Source organism: Paraflavitalea pollutisoli (assembly GCF_029360705.1).
Taxonomy (GTDB): domain Bacteria; phylum Bacteroidota; class Bacteroidia; order Chitinophagales; family Chitinophagaceae; genus Paraflavitalea; species Paraflavitalea pollutisoli.
Map to the genome: position 1 here is coordinate 322654 of NZ_JARKMX010000001.1, position 21807 is coordinate 344460.

Consider the following 21807-nt stretch of genomic DNA (forward strand, 5'->3'; position numbering starts at 1 on the left):
GTCCAAAGCTATTAATCATTGATCGCCTGGTATACAAGTACTTTGTATAGGTTGGCGAGGTTGCCCCAGCGCGTAGGGTATACATTGCGATAGATCAGGGCTACCAGTTTTTCTTTGGGATCGACCCAGTAGGTGGTGGCAAACATGCCGCCCCATTCAAAAGTACCTTCCTGGGTCGGTAATACTGCACTTCCTTTTTCGGTGGTGATGCCAAAACCGAGTCCGAATTTATTCGGTCCGCGGTTGATGTCGCCAATCTGGTTCATCGTCATCATGCGCACCGTATTGCGGCTCAGCAATCGTTTGCCATTGTATTCGCCACCATTGAGCAGCATCTGGAGAAAGACGGCATAGTCGTAGATGGTAGAAGAAAGTCCACCCCCACCAGAGAAATAAGTGCCTTCCATGGCTGGATAGTCACTGGCAAACTCTCCATTGATACCCGTGCGTGCGGGCATGGGGACTACTTTTTGTGTCGCGGTGTCTTCGGTGTACAGTGTCACCAGCCGGTTGTATTTATCCTTTGGCAGGTAGAACCAGGTATCTTTCATGCCCAGCGGGTCGAAGATGCGTTTGCGAAAGTATTCATCGAGTGGCATGCCCGATACGACCTCTACGAGATAGCCCAGCACATCTACACTGAGGCTATAGGTCCAGCGTTCACCGGGCTGGTGGAAGAGGGGCAGCTTGCCGAGTGCCTTCATTTTATCTGCCAGTCGGATTTTCCCTACACCAATACCGCCAACGATGCCGGCTTTGGCATAAATAGCATTCGCTTCGGGCGAACCAATCTGTGCATAACCAATACCAGAAGTATGCGTAAGCAGGTCGCGGATGGTTATTTCACGTTTGGCAGGAACGGTGGTATAGGTCGAGTCGGCCTTGTTGAATTTATCCAGCACACCTGGTTTCCTGAACTCCGGTATATATTGGCTGATCGGATCGTCGAGCATGAATTTTCCTTCCTCATACAGCATCATGACGGCGACACTCGTAATCGCCTTCGTTTGAGAAGCGATGCGGAAGATCGCGTCTTTCTTCAGCGGGTCCGAAGGGCTTTTGTCATATCCCAGACTTTTATAATACGCGATCTTGCCGTTGCGGATGATCAGCGCTACGGCTCCGTTCATGCGGCCACTGTCTACGTATTGTTGCAACAGGTGATCGATGCGCTGGAGCCGCTCGGCCGAAAAGCCGGCAGCTGCTGGTGTAGCGGAAGGCGTAATGAGTACTGCCTTGGTGTTGGGTTGGGCCAGGGCGATGCCGGTATATACCAGGCAGGCCAGTAGCCAGGTGAGTTTTTTCATATGCCGGGGAAATTAATAGGGAATCAAGATACCAATTTAAGTTCATGCAACCAGACGGGGTATTGATCGGTCGTTCTGCTGTCGCACGAATAGCAGGAGCTGCCAGCGGAGTGTAAGAATGTTATTTATATATGAAGCGCAAAATTCCCTGCACCTCGCTACGGAGAATGTTGGTAGCGATAAAATGATCGGTAACCAGGTTAAGGCGATGTGGTCATCTATTTGCACCCCGACGAGGTGATCAGGGGCTGTCGGTGGCATGAACCGCTATGGCTCGTCGTCTTTTTTCAACTCGCCCATGATGAGCTGCAGTTTGTGAAACTTCTCGTATGATTTTTTGATGTAGAGCTGGAATTCATATTCCGTGGCTTGCTGTACCAGGAACATGGGCGGGCGGTAGCGTATCATGAAGGTATCGAGGTCGGGACCTTTCAGTTTGGTGAGCTTGATCACGAGCGCCCGGCTGAAGCGGTGATCGATGAATTTGTCCTGCTCTTCGCGCAGTAACCGCTCCTGGAAAGCCAGCATATTGCGGTTGCGCCGGAAACGGAACATATTAATGAACTCGTTGATGTCGAGTCCCACGCCGGCCGGTGCACTGCCACTGGTGACTGGCCCGGTGGAAATGCCGATGCCTGGTTTCTGGAAGTCGAAGGCCCTGGCGTAGTCGAGCCTGTTCTGTATAGAATCGAGTTTGTAATTGGGTGGGCGCACCATGACCTGCTTCAGTTCGGTCACATTCACGTGCAAGGAAACCTCGAAGGCCTGCATGTTGCGGATGTTCGCGACAGCATATTTGGGGGTGGGCTTGCCCAGGTACGAGAACCATAGGGAGTCGGTTTCCGGTACTACCAGCGAGTAGCGGCCCAGCGAGTCGGTCATGGTACCTGCTCCTGAATTGCTCATGACGCTCACGGCTTGCATCGGATACTTCTGCGACATGTCATATACCCGGCCTGAGATCCTGACCTGTGCCACCACGTTGCTACCGACGATGGAAAGAAATAAAATAGATAATATGATCAGTGCCGTCCGTTGCAAACAGGTAAAGTTAAGGTTGTGATATTACGGGAAGATTGCGACAAGTTTCCCGCCAGTCCCCAAATTAACGTTGATTTTGCAGTTGTTCGATCACCTGTTCAATGATTCGTGGGTAATGGGCATGTTCCAGTTGGTGCACTTTTTGGGCCAGGTCGGCAGGAGTGTCACCCGGTGCGATGGCACAGGTTGCCTGAAAAATGATCGCGCCATTGTCGTACACATTATCGACAAAGTGAATGGTGATGCCGCTTTCGGGTTCGCCGGCAGCAATGATGGCCTCGTGTACATGCATGCCGTACATGCCCTTACCACCATAACGGGGCAAGAGAGCCGGGTGGATATTTACCATTTTATTGGGGTAAGCAGCGGTCAGCGTTGCGGGGATCTTCCAGAGAAAACCCGCCAGTACGACGAAGTCGATGTGGGCAGCCTTGAGCTCATCGACATAGCCGTTGCCGCGGAAGAAAGCTTCTTTTTCTATTAATAAGGTGGGAATATGCTCTCTTTCGGCGATGCCCAGTACACCCGCTCCTGGTTTGTTGCAAACGATCAGGGCGATCTGTATGGTGGTGCTGTTGCGAAAATAATCGATGATCTTCTGCGCGTTGGAACCTGCGCCGGAAGCAAATACGGCGATCCTGGTAACAGATCCCTGCGCACCGGACTGGTTGACTGGCTGTGTGGCTGGTTGTATCAAAGTGTCGTTATTCACGTTGGTGGGGGGCGCTTGGGGCACCAGGTGATCTGCCCGTTTTTTACCGGCCATGCGGGCACCCATTTTTTTGAGGTAGGTCCGGAAGAACTTGAACTGGCCGGTGAACAGGCTGATCAGCAGTACACAGAAGGGCCATAAGATAGTAACCAATAAGATGTACAGGGGAATGCGGATCACGGCCGAATCGATCTGTAGTAGACCCAATAGCTGCCTGCCCAGGTAGCCGCAAAGGCTGCCACCCAGTGCAAAAGTGACGAGGATGAGCAGTAACCGCCATCCGCTGACCTTCCATTTCTGTTGGAGCCGCTCGAACATGCACGCAAAAGTGCAGTAAATTAACCATAGATGAAAGAGTTTCAGCCAGATAAATTGGAGGCCGGCTCCCGGTCGGCATCCCCTAACTGGATGGTCGGGCGTTGCTTTACACATGCTCTACACCCCTTCGTAACATGCTCTTGGCTCATTGAGCGGGCAGAGGATGTGTAGAGGATATGAAGAAGAGGTGTAGAACAGGTGCTGGCCATGTGCCGGCAATCAGGGGGCAAAGTAACAGCTGCCATTCGCCCGACCCGGTTTGGTGAAACTCCCAAAGACCGGCCAACCATCGTTCATTCATCGGTGATCCATCGCTCAAAACGGGGGCCTCACCAATGGAAGAGCGAACTTTGAGCGATGGTTGACCGAGGGATTGGCCGTTTTGGAAACTATACACCAGGCTTGAGTCGCCAAAAGATAAGCGGGATAAATGCCCGCATCGGATCGCTAAAGGTCTCCTCATGGATTTATTGAACGGGTGGATTTCGGGCGATTATTAATTTTTCAATTGTATTTAATAAATTTATATATTTAATTGTAATGTATTGCCTATCAATTAATTGCTGATAGTCTGCGGATTGCCTACGGTATGTCTGCAGATTGCCTGGATACTAGGAAAAGCCGGGTCTTTTTCATTGAGCGCGCAGGCATACTTCAGGCAATTAGAAGAAAATTCGCTGGCAGCCTGGTGGCAAACCGATGTTACTGGCCCGGGGCTGGCTCACTACTTCTACGAAACTGGCCGGGCACTCCTACCCAACTGGTACTGCTATATAGAGGATCCATACCAGTAGTATACCAGTGTTATACCAGTTGTACCGCAGTACGAAAGGTAGTATAAAGGGACTAGAACCGGAGTCGGAAAGCTATTCATCCGTATGTTGTGGCCCTCCAAAGCCTGGTTCAGGTCATCGTGCACAGTAAATTCAGGTTTTTACCCATTTCGGTGGTTCCGATGTCTGATTAGCGTCATTTCTACACTTAAAGAGCTGTTTCCACGCGCTGTTCGTAATAATTTCCGCCTGCCTACAATAAAAGGTTGGGCCTCCAACGTTTACAGGGGATTTTAAAGTGACGATCACCCTAAATCTCTTATATGGTTTTATTACTTCACGCTATTCGAGTAAAAATTGCAGCAGTCCGTTCCCAAAAACGGGTGACAAAAACATGACACAATTGTCATGACAGTTTGTAAAACGTTACTAAAAATCGGCTGAAACCCGCGCCCAGCCTGCGTTAAAAAAAATTTAAACATGTTGATATTTTGTTGAAATCCTGACTTATTTTTGCAGCCAATTCAGGAAATTTTTCCACATAATCTCATCATATTCAACTGATATGATTGACCATAGACCAATTGTCAAAAGAACTCTTCTCAGTGCATTATTGATTGTTGTATTGTCGTTCGGGAATAAGGTGTCAGCGCAGGATGGAAAAACCCTGTTTCAGGAAAATTGTGCCTCTTGTCACAAGGTGGACAAAGATCTGACCGGACCCGCACTCAAAGGAATTGAAGACCGTGTTAAAGACAAAAAGCTGTTGCACGCGTGGATCAAGAACAACCAGGCTGTAATCGCTTCCGGAGATCCCTACTTTACAAAACTTTATCAGCAGTGGAACAAAACGCCCATGAGCGTATTCCCCAACCTGTCTGACACGGATATCGATGCGATCCTCAAGTATATCGCCGATTACAAATCGCCTGCTCCTACTGGCACTCCCGGTGCTGATCCCTCTGCTCCTCACGGCAAAATGGGTGAAAGCGATAACGCGATCCTCTACGGTGTATTGACGCTCATCCTCGCAGTCGTTGCTTTCGTGATGCTGCAGGTGAATGCCAACCTGAAGAGACTGTCCGACGAGAAAGAAGGCATCCCTTCCGGTGAGCCTGTTCCTTTCTACCGTAACAAAACGTATATCACCCTCATCACTTTATTGCTCTTCGTAGTAGGTGGTTTCTTCGTGGTAAAAGGTGCGATCGGCCTTGGTCGTCAGATCGAATACCAGCCCGAGCAACCTATCTTCTACTCGCACAAGGTGCACGCGGGTACCAACCAGATCAACTGTCTGTATTGTCACGGCAGCGCCTGGGAAGGTAAACACGCTACCATTCCTTCTGTGAATGTGTGTATGAACTGTCACCTCACCATCAACGAGTATACAGGTGCCCCCATCCACAAAGAAGACGGTACAGAAGTAGACGGTACTGCCGAGATCCAGAAGATCTATGCAGCAGCTGGCTACGATCCGAAAGCTAAATCTTACACCGGCAAAACGAAACCTGTAGAGTGGGTTAAGATCCATAGCCTGCCCGACCACGTATTCTTCAGCCACGCACAACACGTAAGAGCTGGAAAGGTACAATGTCAAACCTGTCACGGCGAGATCACCGCTATGCACGAAGTGAAGCAAGTGAGCGAGCTGAGCATGGGCTGGTGCGTAAACTGTCACCGCGAGACCAAGGTTGACTTCAACAACGATAAAGGCGAAGGAAACAAATTCTACAGCATTTACGAGAAGTACCACCACGAGATCAAAGCCGGCACAAGAGACAGTGTAACCGTAGCGGATATCGGCGGCCTCGAGTGTCAGAAATGTCACTACTAAAATTTGACCCCTGCAGGATGTTGATCTTGCAGTCTGTACGATCACAGTTTGAAATGACGTCCGCCTCTTAAAACAACCAGCGACCCATTTTCAAATTTTCAAATTGACTAATTTTTCAAATTAATATAAATGGCTAAAAAAAAGTACTGGCAGAGTTTTACAGAGCTCAATAACAGTGAAGCCCATCAGCAGTTGGCCAATGATGAATTTCCCCAGGCACCCCAGGAAGCAAAAGGCAGTGATCTGTCTGATTCTTCCGCAACCCGCAGGGACTTTCTGAAATATCTTGGTTTCAGCACCGCTGCTGCGATGGTAGCTGCCAGTTGTGAAACGCCTGTACGCAAGGCAATCCCTTACGTAAACAGGCCCCAGGACATGATACCCGGTGTGGCTGATTACTATGCAACTACCTATATCAGCGGCGGAGAAGCCATCCCGGTAATAGCCAAGGTACGTGACGGTCGCCCGATCAAGATCGAAGGCAACACCCTCTCGTCCATCACCAAAGGTGCCACCACGGCTCGTGTACAGGCTTCTGTACTCGACCTGTACGATACAGCCCGCCTCAAGCATCCCATGGCCAACGGCACTGCCGCCAGCTATGAGTCGATCGACAAAATGATCGGTGATGCACTGAATGCCCTGAGCGGCGCTCCTGTAGTATTGCTGACCAGCACTATTACTTCCCCCACCACCAAACAACTCATCACTGAATTCCTGGCGAAATACCCCGGTAGCCGCCACGTTCAGTACGATGCCATCTCTTATAGCGGTCTCATCCTGGCCAACGAAGCGACACACGGTGTAAAAGCCATTCCTTCTTACCAGTTTGAAAATGCCAATGTAGTCATCAGCATCGGTGCCGATTTCCTCGGTTCCTGGTTGAGCCCCGTTGAGTTCCAACGCGGTTATACTGCCGGCAGAAGGGTAGACCCCAAGAACCCCAAGCTCAGCAAGCATTATCAGTTCGAAAGCATGATGAGCATGACCGGCGCCAATGCAGACGAGCGTTTCACCCACCGTCCTTCCGAAGTAGGTGCTGTTGCTGCAGCCCTGCTGAGTGCAGTACAAGGTCAGGGTGCAACCGGTGTTGAAGGCAAACTGAAAGCCGGCATCGAAAAAGCGGCGAAAGACCTCATTGCCAACCGCGGCAAAGGCCTGGTCGTTTCCGGTAGCAACAACCCCAACGTACAGATCCTCGTGAACGCGATCAACGAAGCGATCGGTTCTTATGGTTCTACCATCAGCTTCAGCACACCGATCCTTACCCACCAGGGTCTGGACAGTGAAATGGCTACCCTCGTTACCGACCTTGAAGGTGGTCGCGTAGGCGCCCTGTTGTTGTACGGTGTGAACCCCGCTTACGAGTACTTCGACGGCGAACGTTTCAAAAAAGCCCTCCAACGTGCAAAACTGACCGTATCGTTCAACGACCGGTTGGACGAAACCACGGCGGCTTGTAAATATGTATTGCCCGCTCCTCACTTCCTGGAAAGCTGGGGTGATGCAGAACCCAAAGCTGGTCTGTTCAGCATGATCCAGCCTACCATCAACCCCTTGTTCCAGACAAGGCCGTTCCAGGATTCTCTCCTGAAATGGGCTGGTAACGCAACAACGGCGTATGATGTATTCTTCAAGAATTACTGGACTGCCCGCCTCGGCAGCGGTGAGCTGTATGTGAAAGCCCTGCAGGATGGTGTGGTAGAAGGTGCTGGTACCGGCGCTGCTCCTGCCTTCAATGGTGCAGGTGTTGCCCAGGCAACCACTGCCGCTGTTGGCCTGAAGAAAGCCAGCGGTACAGAAGTAGTGATCTACCAGAAAGTAGCAATCGGCGACGGTAAGCAAGGTAACAACCCCTGGCTGCTGGAAATGCCCGATCCGATCACCCGCGTAAGCTGGGACAACTATGCAATTATTTCTCCCACACTCGCCAAGAAATATGGTATCGACCTGGGCGATCGCTGGGAGGCTGATAAATACGAGATCACTCCTGAAAAGCCTGTTGTCAAGGTAAAAGTTGGCAGCAAGGAGATCTCTCTGCCAGTGATCGTTATTCCTGGTATGCAGAATGATACTGTCGCTATCGCAGTAGGTTACGGAAGGGCCAAAGAAATTGGTCGTTCGGTGGTAACCATGGATGGCACTTCCCTCGGCAAAAACGCTTATCCATTGACCAGCTACAACGGTGCTACCATCGAATGGTTTGCCGCCAATGCTGAAGTAACGGATACGAAAGAGACCTACAAAATAGCGATGACGCAAACGCACAACAGCTATGAAGGTCGTGTGGAGGTACTGAAGGAAGTAACCCTGAAAGAATTCCAGGAAGATCCTGAAGTGATCTATAAAGAAAGAGCGAAGGAACTGGCCCCCTGGGGTGGTATTGATGATTACGAAAAAGAAGGTACCCTGTATCCTACACATGCCCGTCCGGGTATCAAGTGGGGTATGAGTATCGATCTCAACAGCTGTTACGGTTGCGGCGCCTGCGTGGTAGCTTGTAATGCTGAGAACAATATCCCCGTGGTTGGTAAGCGTGAAGTAATGCGCTACCATGATATGCACTGGCTGCGTATCGACCGTTACTTCAGTGGTAACCCCAATGATCCCGAGTCGATCCAGACTGTATTCCAACCCATGCTGTGTCAGCATTGCGACAACGCGCCTTGCGAAAACGTTTGTCCGGTGGCAGCGACCAACCACAGCAGTGAAGGGTTGAACCAAATGACTTATAACCGTTGTATCGGGACAAGATATTGCGCTAACAACTGTCCTTTCAAAGTACGCCGCTTCAACTGGGCCGATTACACCGGCGCCGACAGCTTCGCCGACAACCAGCGTCCGCTGGTAGAAGAAGGCAAACTGGATGATGTGGTGCTGATGATGAATGACGACCTCACCCGCATGGTACTGAACCCAGACGTTACCGTACGTAGCCGTGGTGTGATCGAAAAATGTTCTTTCTGCGTACAGCGTCTGCAGGAAGGTAAGTTGAAGGCCAAGAAAGCCGACCGTCCGCTGGAGGATGAAGACGTGAAGACTGCTTGTCAGCAGGCTTGCGCTGCCGATGCGATCGTGTTTGGTAATGCCAACAACCCGAACAGTGCTGTGAGCCAGGCTCGTACACAAAACAAGCTGCGCTTGTTCCATGCACTCGAGCAAATTCACGTACTGCCCAACATCAATTACCTGGCGAAAGTGCGGAACTCGGACGAGATCAGCAACCAGGGTGTATTGAGTGGTGAAGCTGTACTGGCAGAAGCCCACGGTGCTGCACACGGCGAAGAAAAGAAAGAGGCTGCCGGTCATCACTAAGGATTATTTGAACTGAAGCGTAGATAAGGTCTTAACAAGTAAAAAATTTCAGCGAAAGCCTAAAAGCTGATAGCTAAAAGCTAATAAACATGGCATCAAAGTACGAATCGTTAGTAAGAGCCCCATTGGTGGATGGTTCCAAGACTTATCACCAGGTAACGGAAGATATAGTACGTCCTATCGAAGCGCCGCCTACGCGTAGCTGGTGGATAGGATTCATTATCTCTGTGGTCCTGCTTATGTTTGGTGTATACTCCATCTATCGTGAGGTGACATATGGTGTGGGGCAGTGGAACCTTAACAAAACCATCGGATGGGGTTGGGATATCACCAACTTCGTATGGTGGGTAGGTATCGGTCACGCCGGTACACTGATCTCCGCGATCCTCTTACTGTTCCGTCAGGGCTGGCGTACCGGTGTAAACCGTGCTGCGGAAGCGATGACCATCTTTGCGGTAATGTGTGCGGGTCAGTTCCCGATCTGGCACATGGGTCGTGTATGGATGGCCTTCTTCGTACTGCCTTACCCCAATACCCGCGGACCGCTCTGGGTTAACTTCAACTCGCCGCTGTTGTGGGACGTATTCGCGATCTCTACTTACTTTACGGTATCACTGTTGTTCTGGTACTCTGGTCTGTTGCCCGATCTGGCTACTATCCGTGACCGCGCCAAGCTGAAATGGAGAAAGAAGATGTATGGTCTGCTTTCTTTCGGCTGGACTGGTTCTACCAAACACTGGCAACGCCACGAAAGTCTCTCACTGGTTCTGGCTGGTTTGAGTACGCCCCTGGTATTGTCTGTACACACGATCGTATCATTTGACTTCGCCACCTCCGTGATTCCCGGCTGGCACACGACCATCTTCCCTCCCTACTTCGTAGCGGGTGCGATCTTCTCCGGATTTGCGATGGTACAAACGCTGCTGCTGGTTACCCGTAAGGTGCTGAAGCTCGAAGATTATATTACCATGGAGCACATCGAGGTGATGAACAAGGTTATCGTATTGACCGGTTCTATCGTAGGTATCGCCTACCTCACCGAGCTGTTCATCTCCTGGTATGGTGCCAACAAGTACGAAAACTGGGCGTTCTTCCAGAACAGGTTGAACCTGCTGAGCCCTTACGGCTGGAGCTACTGGCTGATGATGGGTTGTAACGTGATCTCTCCGCAGATCTTCTGGTTCCGCAAAATGAGAAGGAACATCGTTGTTACCTTCTTCATGTCGGTGATCGTAAACATCGGTATGTGGTTCGAACGCTTCGTGATCATCGTAACCTCTATCTACCGTGACTATATCCCCAGTAGCTGGGCTACTTACTACCGCCCGACCATTTGGGAAGTAGGCTTCTACATGGGTACGTTCGGTCTGTTCTTTACTTGTTACTTCCTGTTCTCCAAGTTCTTCCCGGTTATCGCGATCGCTGAGATCAAGCATATCCTGAAGCGCTCTGGTGAAAACTACAAGCAAAAGATGGTGGCTGTTGAAGGCGAAACTGCCGACGCGTATTACCACGAAACCCAACATGCCCACCACTAATCGGCGGGCTGTTATAACCCGGCCGGCAGACGAGGCAGGACCGGAATTCAGAAATCAGATATTGACCTAACAGAAATAATAAAATTCTTATATGGCGGTTAAAAAATTTGTAGTGGCTTGCTTCGATGAGGAGGATGTACTGTTCAAAGCAGTAAAGCAAGTACGTAAAGCCGGTTATAAGCTGCATGATATATATACACCCATGCCCATCCATGGACTGGATACCGCGATGGGCTTACGGGATACCAGCCTGCACACTGCGGGTTTCGTATACGGCATCACCGGTACTACCATCGCCCTGAGCAGCATTTCCTGGATCTTTACCAAAGATTGGCCGCTCAACATCGGTGGTAAACCGCACCTGGCGATTCCAGCCTGGATCCCCATCACCTTCGAGTTCACTGTATTGTGTGCTGCGGTAGGTATGGTGTTGACCTTCTGTTATCTCTGCCAGCTGGCTCCTTTCGTAAAGAAACACCACTTCCACCTGCGCGCTACCGACGACAAGTTTGTCATGGTGATCGAATGCACCGACAAGACCAACGAGTCTGAAGTGAGTAACTTCCTGGCGGGCGTAGGCGGTACCGAAGTAAACGTGCAGACTGCCGAAACCGGCTGGTGGCTCGGTACTTACGACAAGGAGCAAAAACTTTACGAAAGCAAAACGGAAACTGTTACAGCATAATCTCTGAATATTCAGTACGATGAAAAAATTATCAATCATAGTTGTTTTAGTAGCCCTGGTAGCCTGGAGTTGCAATGATGTACGGAGAAGTCCTGGTAGGGTGTACATGCCTGATATGGCGTATAGCCGGGCAGTTGAAACGTACACCGACCTCGATACGTTCCGCGCTCAAAGTATTAACTACAATGCCAAGCCTGTTCCCGGAACGGTGAAAAGAGGCGAACTGCTTCCTTTCCCTATCGCACAGGACAAACAAGGCGAGCTGGTCAATTATGAACTGTCCAAGACAATTGCCAATCCGCTTCCTACTATGAGCGCAGCCCAGTCGAAAGAAGCTGAGCGTCTGTACCTCGTAAACTGTGGTATCTGCCACGGTGCGAAACTTGACGGTCAGGGTGTGCTGCATAAGAGAAGCGATGGTTCCGACGGCCCTTACGGTGCTGCTCCTGCCAACCTGGTGAAAGGTGCTGCATTCGTAGCTATGCCTGCCGGCCAGATGTTCTACTCTGTTACTTATGGTAAAGGCCAGATGGGTAGCTATGCATCACAACTGAGCACCACTCAACGCTGGATGGTGATCCAGTACATCAAGGCGAAGCAAGCTGAAGCGAATGGTGGCGAAGCTGCCGCTGCTGCTCCTGCTGATTCTGCCAAAGCAACAAAACCTGCTGTTGACACAGCTGCCAAGAAATAATTGATACGAGATACTGAACTTATAAATAGTTGATAATGGCTTCAAGAGAATTTTTCGAAATACCCAAGCGATATAAGACCTGGTCAACAGCTTTGATGGGAGTAGGTGTACTGTCAGTGATCATCGCGTTTTTCGCTTACGGAAGAGGAGAGCACCCTCAACTGTTTTGGGGCGGCCTGCTGCAGAACGCAGCTTTCTTCCTGCTGGTAGTAAATGCTTCCATGTTCTTTATTTGTGCGACTACCCTAGCCATGGGTGGCTGGCAGATGTCATTCAGGAGGGTTCCTGAAGCCATTTCAACTGCAGTAGTGCCATTGGGTGTTATCTCCGGTATCGTGATGCTGGCGATCGTATTCGTACCCGGTACGCATATCTACCACTGGTTGCATCCCGATCCCAACGATGCTATCCTCCAATACAAGAAAGGATTTTTGAACCTGCCTTTTTATGTAACCTTTACGGTCCTCACCATCGTATTGTGGATCGTACTGGGCCGCAAAATGCGTGCGCTGTCTCAGGAACTCGACAACAACCCGCTGCCTGATGTTGAATCTGGCCGCAAGTATATCTTTAAGAACACCGTTTGGGCCTCTTTGTTCATTGCCTGGTTTGGTCTTACCACCATGTCTACCCTGCCCTGGTTCTGGTTGATGAGTATCGATGCACACTGGTATTCTACCATGTACAGCTGGTACACTTTTGCGAGCACCTTCGTTTCGGGTATGGCATTGATCGGCATCTTCGTGGTATACATGAAGAACCAGGGTTACCTGGAGTACACCAACCAGGAGCACCTGCATGACCTTGGTAAGTTCATGTTCGCCTTCTCTATTTTCTGGACATACCTGTGGTTCTCTCAGTACATGCTGATCTGGTATGCCAACATTCCTGAAGAAACTGTTTACTTCAAATCACGTATTTCTGCACAAGGTCACAAGTCTGGTGCTTATAGCGGAATCTTCTGGTTCAGCTTTATCATCAACTTCCTGGCGCCGCTGTTGCTGCTGATGCGTCGTGGTGCGAAACGTAACTATACTTCGATCGTATTCATGGCGGTGGTGATCATTATTGGCCATTGGCTCGACTTCTACCAAATGGTATTTGCAAGTATCGATCCCGAGCATGTGAATGTAGGTATGATGGTGCTGAGCCTGGGTATTGGTGCCGGTTTCGTAGGTATCATCATGAACTCTGTGGGTAAAGCGATGAGCAAAACACCGTTGATCGCGAAGAACCATCCGTTCATTAAAGAAAGTATCATACACCACACTTAATCGGTGGGCTGTATACCCTGTTCAATAGAATAAACTTTGATAGGTCTGAATTAAATATATTGATAGATCATGACAACTACTGGAATACTTCTGTTAGCGATTCTCATCCTGGGCTTTCTGATCACCTTTCAGATTGCCAAGGCCAGTGAGTACGTATCAGTGCTGAAAGGAGAGAAGAAGGCTTTCGAGCAAAACAACAGGATCAATGCATTTTTGATGGTGGTGTTCCTGGTGTTGGGACTGGTGGGTGTTTGGTGGTGCAATTCGCTCCTCTATCCCAAAACCCTGTTGCCACATCCTGCCGCCTCTGAGCATGGTAAGAACATCGATACCATGTTGTGGATCACACTGGCTATTACCGGCTTCGTGTTCCTGGTAACACAAATCATCCTGTTCTGGTTTGCTTTCAAATACCAGCACAGCGAGAAGAGAACCGCATTTTTCTATCCCCACAATAACAAGCTGGAGATCATCTGGACCACGGTTCCAGCCATCACGCTTTGCGTACTGGTAGGTTTTGGATTGTTCTATTGGTTCCGGATGACCGGCGACGCTCCTTCCGATGCTATGCAGGTAGAGATCACCGGTAAGCAATTCGGTTGGATCTATCGCTACCCAGGTAAGGATGGCGTATTCGGAAAGAAGTATTTCCGCAACATCAACGAAGCCAAGGGCAACCAGCTCGGTATGCTGTGGAAAGACACCACTATTGCCAAGAAAGACAGAGACGGAAACGTAGCTGGTCATGCTGTACTGAAAGCGGACCCTGCTGGTTTTGACGATCTCGTTGACAATACTGCTATGTACCTGGTAAAAGGTGTGGCTGTAAAACTGATCATCAACTCGCGTGATGTGATCCATGACGTAGGTCTGTCTCACTTCCGCCTGAAGATGGACGCGGTACCTGGTACGCCTACCACCCTGTGGTTCACGCCTCAGTACACAACCGAAGAAATGAGGAAGATCACCAATAATCCCAAGTTTGATTACGAGATCTCTTGCGATCAGATGTGTGGTAACAGCCACTATGCGATGAAGGGTATGATCAAAGTGGTAACTCCCGAGGAGTTCATTTTGTGGAAGGCCAAGCAAAAGCCTGCCTACGCCAATGCGTTCCCAAGCGAAACGCCTGAAGCGGTTGCACCGGCAGCAGCTCAGCCTACAGCAGATAGCACGACTGCCAAAAAAGACAGTGCATCATTGGCAAGCCACAAGTAGTAATGGCTTTGTGAAGAATTGAAACAGCATTAACATCGAATAAATAATTTATCATGAGCAACGACGCTTTGCACGGGCATCCTGAGGTAGTAACGACGCATGATGCGCATCACGATGAGCATCACGTGCACCATCATAAAGAGACTTTCATCACCAAATACGTTTTCAGCCAGGATCACAAGATGATCGCTAAGCAGTTCCTGATCACGGGTATGGTATGGGCGGTTTTGGGTGGTTTGATGTCTGTACTGTTCCGTCTGCAACTGGGTTACCCCGACCAGGCTTTCCCCTGGCTGGAAGACATTCTTGGTCGTTGGGCCAAGGGTGGTAAGATCAGTGCCGAAAACTATTATGCCCTCGTGACCATGCACGGTACCGTACTGGTATTCTTTGTATTGACCGGTGGTTTGAGTGGCACCTTTGCCAACTTCCTTATTCCCTTGCAGATCGGTGCGCGCGATATGGCCTCTCCGATGATGAACATGCTGTCGTACTGGTTCTTCTTCGGTGGTAGCATCGTGATGGTTTCTTCGTTGTTCGTACAAACCGGTCCTTTCAGCGGTGGCTGGACGGCTTATCCTCCTTTGAGTGCCCTCGGTGATGCGTCGCCTGGTTCCAAGGTCGGTATGGACCTCTGGATCACAGCGATGGCGCTGTTCGTAGTGTCTTCACTGCTCGGTGGTTTGAACTACGTATCTACTGTATTGAATATGCGTACCAAGGGTATGTCGATGACGAGAATGCCGCTGACCATGTGGGCGCTGTTCTTCACGGCCGTACTCGGTATCCTGTCATTCCCTGTGTTGTTGTCTGGTTTCATCCTGCTGTTGTTCGATCGTCATGGTGGTACCAGCTTCTACCTGTCTGATATTTATATTGCTACTACCCAGCAGGCCCTGCCTAATGAAGGTGGTAGCGCGATCCTCTTCCAGCACTTGTTCTGGTTCCTGGGTCACCCCGAGGTGTACATCATCCTGTTGCCTGCGATGGGTCTTTCTTCTGAGATCATCTCTGTGAATGCGCGCAAGCCGATCTTTGGTTATATGGCGATGGTGGGTTCGATGTTTGCCATCACTATCCTGGCCTTCCTTGTATGGGCGCACCACATGTTCGTAACCGGTCTGAATCCGTTCCTGGGATCTGTATTCGTACTGTTGACGCTGCTGATCGCCGTACCTTCTGCGATCAAGGTATTCAACTGGCTGACGACGATCTGGAAAGCGAACATCCGGTTTACGCCGGGCATGTTGTTCGCCCTCGGTTTTGTGAGCCTGTTCATCTCTGGTGGTCTTACCGGTATCTTCCTGGGTAACTCTACCCTCGATATTCACCTGCACGATACGTACTTCGTAATTGCGCACTTCCACATCGTAATGGGTGTATCTGCGTTCTTCGGTATGTTTGCCGGTGTGTACCATTGGTTCCCCAAGATGTATGGTCGCTTCCTGAACAATACCCTGGCGTATATCCACTTCTGGGTAACCCTGGCAGGCGCTTACATGATCTTCTGGCCAATGCACTACGAAGGTCTGGCTGGTATGCCCCGTCGTTACTTCGACTATTCCAACTGGGAATCCTTCAAGCAATTTGCTGAACTGAATAAATTCATCTCAACAGTAGCGATCATCGTATTCGCTGTACAGCTGCTGTTCCTGTTCAATTTCTTCTATTCTATCTTCAAGGGTAGAAAAGTAACGACGATGAACCCCTGGGGTGCTACCACCCTGGAATGGACTACCCCCATCAGGCCCGGACACGGCAACTGGGTTGGTGAGATTCCTGAAGTACACCGTTGGGCTTATGACTATAGCAAAGACGGTCGTGACTTCATTCCTCAGACGGAGCCTATTGGCCCCAATGAGAGCCATCATTAATGTTGCCTGGCAGGGCCATTAACCTGGCCCTGCACCGACTAAATATATTTACATGACGCCGCAGGAAACCGTGAAGCAAACAAGTTCTTTTACAATGGCCGGCAAGGTGCGTGACTATATGATGCTGATTAAGTTCAGCCTCAGCTTCATGGTTGTGTTCTCTGCAGTGATCAGTTACCTGCTGGCGCCAAAAGTGGTTGAATTCGACTGGACCCAGATCATCTGGCTCTTTGTTGGTGGTATGCTGGTAACAGGTAGCGCCAACGCGGTGAACCAGGTGGTGGAACGCGATACCGACGCGATGATGAAACGGACGGCCAAACGCCCCGTAGCATCCGGCCGGATGAGTGTTGCAGAAGGTTGGGCCTTTGCCATCGTTACCGTAGTTGCGGGCGTGGTGATCCTGGCTTACTTCTTCAATCTCCTGTCTGCGGCAGTAGCGATCGTGAGCTGGTTCATCTATGCCTTCATGTACACACCCTTGAAAAAGGTGAGTGCCATTGCCGTACTGCTGGGTGCAGTACCCGGTGGTTTACCTTGTCTCATTGGTTGGGCAGCCGGGCAGGATGACCTGAGTGTGGGTGGGTGGGTACTGTTTGGTATCCAGTTTTTCTGGCAGTTCCCGCATTTCTGGGCTATCGCCTGGATTGCACACAACGACTACAGCAAGGCAGGCTTCAAGCTGATGCCTTCGGTAGAAGGGCCGGGAAGATATTCAGCCATCCAGTCGATCATTTATTCGCTGGTATTGATCCCGGTGGGTATATTGCCCTACCTGGTTGGTATGAGTGGAATGATTAGCTTATGGATCGTATTCGTGGCCAATGTCTTCATGATCTGGCAAAGCGTAAGGCTTTACCGGGAAATGGAGTTGAAAGCGGCCCGCCGGGTAATGTTCAGCAGCTATATTTATCTGCCCATCGTGCTACTGGCACTCCTGGCGGATAAACTCTAAGTATCAGATCGGTAAAGAAATACAGCGAGTTTGATTTGTGCAACTGATTATTATATTGAACTGATTTAGAAATGAATGTCGTGAGTACGCGTCCACAAAAAATCCATCCCCACAAGTTTACCTTGTGGCTTGCGATCGGTAGCATTATTATGATGTTTGCCGGGTTGACCAGCGCCTATATCGTAAAAGGCGAACAACCGGGTTGGAGCACAGTGGTTGTGCCGAAGATCTTTTATTATTCTACAGGAGTGATCCTGATCAGCAGTCTGACCATGCAAATGGCGCTCAAATCATTCAAAGAGCGCAATATGCAGCAGTACCGGATCCTGCTTACCGTAACCGCTACCCTTGGCCTGGCGTTTCTGGTGATGCAGATCCTGGGTTTCCAGCAGCTCTTTAATTCGGGTGTTAAGCTGGAAGGTGGTGCAGGTGCGGCTCAGTTTCTGTATATCATATTTGGCCTGCATGGATTGCACGTACTGGGTGGTGCTATCGCGCTCCTGGTAATGTTCCTGAAGGCCTTCAGTGCAAGGGTGCGCAATTACAATGCTATTCCGGTAGAGGTAATCAGTACCTATTGGCACTTTGTAGATTTGTTGTGGGTATACCTGTTCGTTTTCTTCCTGGTGAAGTCCTAACGGACCGGTAAGTCCGGGGGCTGCCGGCCCTAAAGCGGCATCAAAAACTGGCTTTTAAAATTTTATTGAGTTTAAACTAATAGCAACACATGGCACAAGCAGTACCAGCGAATCAAAAATGGTGGGGTGGCGGAAAAAGTCCCTTCAATGTGGAATATGGCAAGCTGATGATGTGGTATTTTCTGATGAGCGATGCCTTCACATTTGGCGCGTTCCTGATCTCCTATGGCACGGTACGTTTTTCAAGCAATGGCTGGCCTGACCCGAACGAGGTGTTCAAGTCATTCCCTGGTATGGGCCATGCAAACATGCCGCTGGTATTTGTGAGTGTAATGACCTTCATCCTGATCATGAGTTCCGTAACCATGGTACTGGCTGTAGGTGCGGGTCATATGAATGATCGTAAATCTGTATTGAAATGGCTGGCCTGGACCATCGTGGGCGGTGCTGCTTTCCTTGGCTGTCAGGCCTGGGAGTGGGCTCACCTGCATGCTGAAGGGGCTTGGTGGGGTCGCAACCCTTTCCATAACTTCGACGGTACAGAAGCTTCTACCAACTTTACCAACTTCTTCTTTACCATCACCGGCTTCCACGGGTTCCACGTATTGTCGGGTGTGGTGATCAATATCATCATGTTCATCATGACCTACAGAGGGGTATTCGACCGCAGAGGTCACTACCTGATGATCGAGAAGGCTGGTTTGTACTGGCACTTTGTAGATCTGGTATGGGTATTCGTATTCACCTGTTTCTACCTGTTCTAAAAACCGATTGGAATAACGTTAATTGCAATACAACTTATTATGGCACATCACGAGACTACACATACTGAAGCGCATGGCCACGGCGAGAAGAAGCATTTCGATACCAAGCCAATCTGGAGAACGTTCTGGATCCTGTTGATCATCACGGCGATCGAGTTGATCGTAGGTATGTTCATTGCTCCTCACTTCCATAACCTGAAGCTGATGTTCAATATTCTGTACATCATCTTTACCGGTGCAAAAGCTTTCTATATCATTGCCGAGTTCATGCACCTTGGTCATGAGATCAAGAACATGATCATGACCATTGCGGTACCAGCGCTGTTGTTTATCTGGTTCATTGCTGCTTTCCTCTGGGATGGCAACTCTTACAAGAACCTGCGCAACAACTACGATCGCTACCACAAAGAAGCTACGACTACACCGCTGCCCAAGAAAGCAGAAGCTGGTCATGGTGAGCACAGCGAACATGGTGCTGAAGAAAAACCTGAAGCAGTACATTAATCGCCCTGTACAGGGTGCTACATAACTGAACCATCCCGCCAGGCGGGATGGTTTTTTATTTCCGGCCTTTTGCTGGCAAAACCGGTATTGCATCGATTCGTGTGGTACCTTTGCGGAGCAAATTCAACACCGTGAGTCAGAAAGCTTTGTTAGGGTTGTGTATAGTGCTCCTGTTGCCGGTCGCCAGCTATTTTATTGTAAAGACGGTCAGCAAGGATGCCATTGCGATGCCCCGTAAATACTATCCCGAGTATACAGTCGATACCGTGATCAGGGGCAAACAGGTATCTGATACCGTCTGGTACGAGCTGGCTAATGATACGTTTACCAATCAATTGGGTAAGCAGATCCAGATCGATGACCTCCGTGGGAAGATCATTATTGCCGATTTCTTCTTCACCCGCTGCCCCTCCATCTGCCCTTACCTTACCCGCAATATGAAGGACCTTCAGGATGCCCTGCGGCTGAAGGACGTCACCAAGCGGATCGATACCACCTTCGTTCAATTTCTTTCGTTCAGTGTGGATCCTGAGCGTGATTCGGTTCCTGTACTGAAACAATATGCCGATCGCTATGGCGTGAACCATGATGTGTGGTGGTTGCTGACAGGTCCAAAGAAAAAGATCTACGATTTTGCCATCAACGAGATCAAGTTGCCGGTACAGGATGGAGGCACGGTAGACACCGCTTTTATCCACACCGAGAAGTTTGCCCTGATTGACCGGAAGGGAATCATCCGCGGCTATTACAATGGCCTGGATACGGCTGCGCTCTCCAGGCTGGCAGAAGACCTGACCCTGTTGATGCTGGAGAAAGACAAAAAGGAATCTTCTCCCGTGTTGGCCGAGCTGTTGTCGTTATGGCCCATCTACCTCATTGTGATTGCTGCCGTGGCCATTTTTGTGACCATTGCCCGTAAACCCAAAAACAAGAAATCCTGAGTATATGTTAGCTCCTGTATTGCAGAAGAACGATAAGAAAGCCTGGTTGCTGATCGGCGTGGTATCGGTAGTGGTATTTACCGCCGTTGTATTGCTGAGCAAGATCAAGCTGGACGTAAACCTGGGCTTCAATGTACACCTGTTTGCCACGATCAACGCAGTGATCAACTCCATCGTCAGCGTGCTGCTGATCGCAGGATTGCTGACTGCCAAACGCAAGAGCTACGAAGTACACAAGAAGATCATGCTGACGGCTATGATCCTCTCCATCCTCTTCCTGGTATCGTATATCTGCCATCACCTGTTTGCCGGCGATACGCGCTTTGGTGATGTGGACCATGATGGAATCGTCAGTGAGGCCGAAAAGGCTGCTGCAGGCGGCCTGCGTGCATTTTATTTAATTATTCTCATCACCCATATTCCCCTGGCGGCGATCGTGCTGCCCTTCATCCTGTTTACGGCGTACCGGGCATTGACCGGAGAGTATCCCCGTCACCGCAAACTGGCAAGGATCACCTGGCCGGTATGGTTCTATGTAGCGGTGACCGGTGTATTGGTCTATCTCCTTATCAGCCCTTATTATTAATTCAGCGATAACTCACCAGTATGAAACAGGACGCAATCAAGGCGCTAAAGATACTTCACTTGAGTATTGCAGGTAGTCTGGTGGCAGGCATCCTGGTGCTGGCACTGGTAGCGGATGGTCCGGTGGTGGATGCTGCTATGGGTCGCACCCTGCAAGCGGTGTCGGTCGTATTATCGGTGGGTGTGATCTGGATGGGGTTCAATCTGTTCAAGCGAAAACTATTGGCAGCTCGAAACAGCTCCGAAGCCGGGCCTGTACGATTGAGTTTGTTCCGTACCGCCTATATTATCTGGTGGGCGATGATCGAGTTGCCTGGTTTGTTTGCGGCTATTTGTTTCTTCCTGACCGGCAACTATGCTTTCCTGGTGTTGGCCGGTTTTCATGCCATTTTGTTGTTACTGTTCCGCCCCCGGAAGGCGAATATCATTGTACTGCTGCGGCTCACCAGTGACGATGTGGCAATGCTGGAAGGAAAGGGCTAACCGGCTTGAGTAGTGAGTGGTCGGCTTTACCCAGCTAGAAACCTTCCTGGGCAGGGTCCCAGAACAGCTCCTTAAAGTTGACGACGGTATCTTTCTTCACCTGAATGCCTTCTTTTTCCAGTAACTCCTGCATACGGGTGGGGGTAGCAAAATGATGTTTGCCACTAAGCATGCCATTGCGGTTGACGACCCGGTGTGCGGGTACCACCGGCCTTACCCTGCCGGCGCCGTTCATGGCCCAGCCAACCATCCGGGATGAGGAGCGGGCGCCCAGGCTGGCTGCTATAGCGCCATAGGAGGTGACCCGGCCACGGGGAATCTGACGGGCAACTTCAAACACCAATTCAAAAAAGG

Annotated in this window: 19 protein-coding genes; 15 read left to right on the forward strand and 4 right to left on the reverse strand. The window is 50.1% G+C overall.

Translation table 11 applies throughout. The annotated features are described in order from the left end of the window. Positions 1-11: 11 nt before the first annotated feature. The 3 genes from P2W70_RS01325 to purN form a co-directional block, all read right to left on the reverse strand. Positions 12-1307, reverse strand: coding sequence for a serine hydrolase domain-containing protein (locus P2W70_RS01325; RefSeq protein WP_276479615.1), 1296 nt, complete (start codon positions 1305-1307; stop codon positions 12-14). Between the two features lie 267 nt (positions 1308-1574). Further along, a complete protein-coding gene (locus P2W70_RS01330) occupies positions 1575-2348 on the reverse strand; it encodes a peptidase associated/transthyretin-like domain-containing protein (protein WP_276479616.1) in 774 nt (257 codons plus the stop codon). Positions 2349-2412: 64 nt separating this feature from the next. Then, entirely contained in the window at positions 2413-3378 is a 966-nt protein-coding gene (gene purN, locus P2W70_RS01335; protein WP_276479617.1) for a phosphoribosylglycinamide formyltransferase, read from the reverse strand. A gap of 1338 nt (positions 3379-4716) precedes the next feature. On the opposite strand from purN, the gene P2W70_RS01340 reads away from it, so the two are divergent. The 15 genes from P2W70_RS01340 (at position 4717) to P2W70_RS01410 (ending at position 21453) form a co-directional block, all read left to right on the forward strand. After that, positions 4717-5985: a c-type cytochrome gene (locus P2W70_RS01340; protein WP_276479618.1), complete on the forward strand. Its 1269-nt coding sequence runs from the start codon at positions 4717-4719 to the stop codon at positions 5983-5985. Between the two features lie 129 nt (positions 5986-6114). Further along, complete coding sequence (locus P2W70_RS01345; protein WP_276479619.1) at positions 6115-9300, forward strand: TAT-variant-translocated molybdopterin oxidoreductase; 3186 nt, start codon at positions 6115-6117, stop codon at positions 9298-9300. Between the two features lie 89 nt (positions 9301-9389). Further along, entirely contained in the window at positions 9390-10838 is a 1449-nt protein-coding gene (nrfD, locus tag P2W70_RS01350) for an NrfD/PsrC family molybdoenzyme membrane anchor subunit (RefSeq protein WP_276479620.1), read from the forward strand. A 91-nt stretch (positions 10839-10929) separates the two neighbouring features. Next, the gene (locus P2W70_RS01355) at positions 10930-11523 is read left to right on the forward strand and encodes a DUF3341 domain-containing protein (protein ID WP_276479621.1); all 594 of its coding nucleotides are present in this window, start codon (positions 10930-10932) and stop codon (positions 11521-11523) included. Between the two features lie 19 nt (positions 11524-11542). Continuing rightward, positions 11543-12217 (forward strand): c-type cytochrome, encoded by a 675-nt coding sequence (locus P2W70_RS01360; RefSeq protein ID WP_276479622.1) that lies wholly within the window; start codon positions 11543-11545, stop codon positions 12215-12217. Positions 12218-12252: 35 nt separating this feature from the next. Continuing rightward, the gene (locus tag P2W70_RS01365; RefSeq protein ID WP_276479623.1) at positions 12253-13491 is read left to right on the forward strand and encodes a quinol:cytochrome C oxidoreductase; all 1239 of its coding nucleotides are present in this window, start codon (positions 12253-12255) and stop codon (positions 13489-13491) included. 69 nt (positions 13492-13560) lie between these two features. Next, positions 13561-14709, forward strand: coding sequence for a cytochrome c oxidase subunit II (locus P2W70_RS01370; RefSeq protein WP_276479624.1), 1149 nt, complete (start codon positions 13561-13563; stop codon positions 14707-14709). A gap of 53 nt (positions 14710-14762) precedes the next feature. Continuing rightward, positions 14763-16583: a cytochrome c oxidase subunit I gene (locus tag P2W70_RS01375; RefSeq protein WP_276479625.1), complete on the forward strand. Its 1821-nt coding sequence runs from the start codon at positions 14763-14765 to the stop codon at positions 16581-16583. Positions 16584-16635: 52 nt separating this feature from the next. Then, positions 16636-17538, forward strand: coding sequence for a heme o synthase (cyoE, locus tag P2W70_RS01380; protein ID WP_276479626.1), 903 nt, complete (start codon positions 16636-16638; stop codon positions 17536-17538). 71 nt (positions 17539-17609) lie between these two features. Then, on the forward strand, positions 17610-18176 hold the full coding sequence (locus P2W70_RS01385; protein ID WP_276479627.1) for a cytochrome c oxidase subunit 3: 567 nt from the start codon (positions 17610-17612) through the stop codon (positions 18174-18176). An 89-nt stretch (positions 18177-18265) separates the two neighbouring features. Further along, on the forward strand, positions 18266-18940 hold the full coding sequence (locus P2W70_RS01390) for a cytochrome c oxidase subunit 3 (RefSeq protein WP_276479628.1): 675 nt from the start codon (positions 18266-18268) through the stop codon (positions 18938-18940). A gap of 39 nt (positions 18941-18979) precedes the next feature. Then, positions 18980-19444: a cytochrome C oxidase subunit IV family protein gene (locus P2W70_RS01395; RefSeq protein WP_276479629.1), complete on the forward strand. Its 465-nt coding sequence runs from the start codon at positions 18980-18982 to the stop codon at positions 19442-19444. A 131-nt stretch (positions 19445-19575) separates the two neighbouring features. Further along, positions 19576-20385: an SCO family protein gene (locus tag P2W70_RS01400; protein WP_276479630.1), complete on the forward strand. Its 810-nt coding sequence runs from the start codon at positions 19576-19578 to the stop codon at positions 20383-20385. 4 nt (positions 20386-20389) lie between these two features. Then, the gene (locus tag P2W70_RS01405; protein ID WP_276479631.1) at positions 20390-20971 is read left to right on the forward strand and encodes a DUF420 domain-containing protein; all 582 of its coding nucleotides are present in this window, start codon (positions 20390-20392) and stop codon (positions 20969-20971) included. A 20-nt stretch (positions 20972-20991) separates the two neighbouring features. After that, positions 20992-21453 carry a hypothetical protein gene (locus P2W70_RS01410; RefSeq protein WP_276479632.1) on the forward strand — a complete coding sequence of 154 codons (462 nt, stop codon included), beginning with the start codon at positions 20992-20994 and terminating at the stop codon, positions 21451-21453. 34 nt (positions 21454-21487) lie between these two features. On the opposite strand, the gene P2W70_RS01415 is transcribed toward P2W70_RS01410, so the two are convergent. Beyond that, positions 21488-21793, reverse strand: coding sequence for an MGMT family protein (locus P2W70_RS01415; protein WP_276480283.1), 306 nt, complete (start codon positions 21791-21793; stop codon positions 21488-21490). Positions 21794-21807: the final 14 nt, after the last annotated feature.